The sequence below is a fragment of the Mesorhizobium sp. M7A.F.Ca.MR.362.00.0.0 genome, assembly GCF_004023175.1.
Classification (GTDB): domain Bacteria; phylum Pseudomonadota; class Alphaproteobacteria; order Rhizobiales; family Rhizobiaceae; genus Mesorhizobium.
The window spans coordinates 1-1,855 of the sequence record NZ_RZTF01000667.1 but is presented as its reverse complement, the minus strand read 5'-3'; the positions used below and the strand labels follow the sequence as shown (position 1 = coordinate 1,855).

Sequence of the window (1,855 nt, the reverse complement as noted above, 5' to 3'; positions counted from 1 at the left end):
CCTACGAGGCCAACCTTCAGGTGGTCAAGCAGGCCCGCGACCTGATTTCCATGACCATCGACCTGATGAGGAACCAGTAATGATCAGCGGTATCGGAGCGCTTCAGTTCAAGCCGTCGATCGGCGGCGACGACGCGGCCACAAGCCTGCTCCAGGGCGGCGCGACACCCTCGGCCGGCGGCACCATCGGCACCTCCTTCGCCGAGGCGCTGAGCCAGGCAGCCTCCAAGACCGTGAACACGCTGCAGAATGCCGAGCAGGTATCGTTGCAGGCGCTCAAGGGCAACGCCGACACCCGTCAGGTGGTCGACGCCGTGATGAGCGCGCAGCAGGCGCTTCAGACCGCCGTCGCCATCCGCGACAAGGTGGTTTCCGCCTATCTCGAAGTCAGTCGAATGGGCATCTGAGGAATTCCGCCATGAAAGCACTCGCCATCGCCGCCACCGGCATGAATGCCCAGCAGACAAATCTGGAAGTCATCGCCAACAACATCGCCAACATCAACACCACCGGCTACAAGCGCGCCCGCGCCGAATTCTCCGACCTGCTCTATCAGGTCGACCGCACGCAAGGCGTGCCCAACCGCTCCAACGCCTCGCTGGTGCCGGAGGGCGTCTCGATCGGCCTCGGCGTCAAGACGACGGCCGTGCGCAACGTGCACACCCAGGGCGAACTGACCAGCACCGGCAACAGTTTCGACCTGGCGCTGACCGGCAGGGGCTGGTTTCAGATCGAGGGTGCCGACGGCGGCACGCTCTACAGCCGCGCCGGAGCTCTCAATACCAACGCCACCGGCCAACTCGTGACGGTCGACGGCGCTGCCGTCATTCCGGCAATCAATGTCCCCGTGGATGCCGTCGAGGTCATCGTCAACAAGACCGGCCAGGTCTTCGCCCGCATCGACGGCCAGACCGACCTGCAGAACCTCGGTCAGCTTCAGATCGCCAACTTCGCCAACGAGGCCGGCCTGGCGCCGCTCGGCGACAATCTGTTCCAGGAAACCACGGCTTCGGGGCCGGCGAATGTCGGCGTGCCTGGCGATCCCGGCTTTGCCACCATCCAGCAGGGCTATCTCGAAGCCTCCAACGTCGACCCGGTCAAGGAAATCACCGAACTGATCTCGGCGCAGCGCGCTTATGAGATGAACTCCAAGGTCATTCAGGCCGCCGACGACATGGCCTCCGTGGTCTCCAAGAACATCAGGTAACGCATGATGTCGACGCCCGGCCTCCTGTCCGCATTCCGCCGCACCGCGCTCGTCCTTGCGCTGGTGACCGGCACGATGCCGGCTTTTGCCCAGGAATCGGCCAACCAACCGGCCACCCGGATCGCCAGCAATCAAGCTGGCGGCGAGGTGGTGCTTATTCCGAGCCGGGTAATCTATCCCGGCGAGACCATCAACCTGGCTGCCCTGAAACAGGTCACCCTTGTCGTCGGCAAGCACAAGCCGGAGGCGGTCGCCACGCGGGCCGAAGAACTGGATGGCAAAGTCGCCAAGCGCACGCTGCTGCCCGGCCGCTACATTCCTTCCACCGCCATCCGCGAGGCCTGGCTGGTCGAACAGGGTGCTTCCGTGCAGATCTTCTTCATCGCCGGCGGGCTGACGATCTCGGCCACCGCCGTGACGCTGCAGCCGGGAGCCCCGGGCGACCTCGTCAAGGTTCGCAACATCGACAGCGGCAAAATCCTGTCCGGCACGGTGATGGCGGACGGAACCATCCAGGTCAGCGCGTCATGATACGCGGGCTTACCCTGATGCTGGCAGCCGTGCTTGGCCTGCAGCCGGCGCTGGCCGACGGCCTGACGTCGAAGGCCAAGCGCGAGCTCGCCGCCAAGAATGCGGACAGGAGGCCGCG

3 protein-coding genes and 1 pseudogene are annotated in these 1,855 nt (G+C 64.9%); all 4 read left to right on the top strand.

All coding sequences use genetic code 11. The features are described from left to right. Positions 1–80, top strand: a pseudogene (flgC, locus tag EOC06_RS36610) (flagellar basal body rod protein FlgC); the annotation flags it as partial. Further along, positions 80–406 carry a flagellar hook-basal body complex protein FliE gene (locus tag EOC06_RS36605; RefSeq protein ID WP_128310074.1) on the top strand — a complete coding sequence of 109 codons (327 nt, stop codon included), beginning with the start codon at positions 80–82 and terminating at the stop codon, positions 404–406. The pseudogene flgC and the gene EOC06_RS36605, both read left to right, overlap by 1 nt. Before the next feature lie 11 nt (positions 407–417). Continuing rightward, on the top strand, positions 418–1,206 hold the full coding sequence (flgG, locus tag EOC06_RS36600; RefSeq protein WP_013529795.1) for a flagellar basal-body rod protein FlgG: 789 nt from the start codon (positions 418–420) through the stop codon (positions 1,204–1,206). Between the two features lie 3 nt (positions 1,207–1,209). Further along, on the top strand, positions 1,210–1,737 hold the full coding sequence (gene flgA / locus EOC06_RS36595; protein ID WP_128310073.1) for a flagellar basal body P-ring formation chaperone FlgA: 528 nt from the start codon (positions 1,210–1,212) through the stop codon (positions 1,735–1,737). Positions 1,738–1,855 lie beyond the last annotated feature (118 nt).

Bases quoted from the DNA above. Each gene is read 5' to 3' on its own strand.
- EOC06_RS36605 (WP_128310074.1), top strand. From the start codon at position 80: ATGATCAGCGGTATCGGAGCGCTTCAGTTCAAGCCGTCGATCGGCGGC.
- flgG (WP_013529795.1), top strand. From the start codon at position 418: ATGAAAGCACTCGCCATCGCCGCCACCGGCATGAATGCCCAGCAGACA.
- flgA (WP_128310073.1), top strand. From the start codon at position 1,210: ATGATGTCGACGCCCGGCCTCCTGTCCGCATTCCGCCGCACCGCGCTC.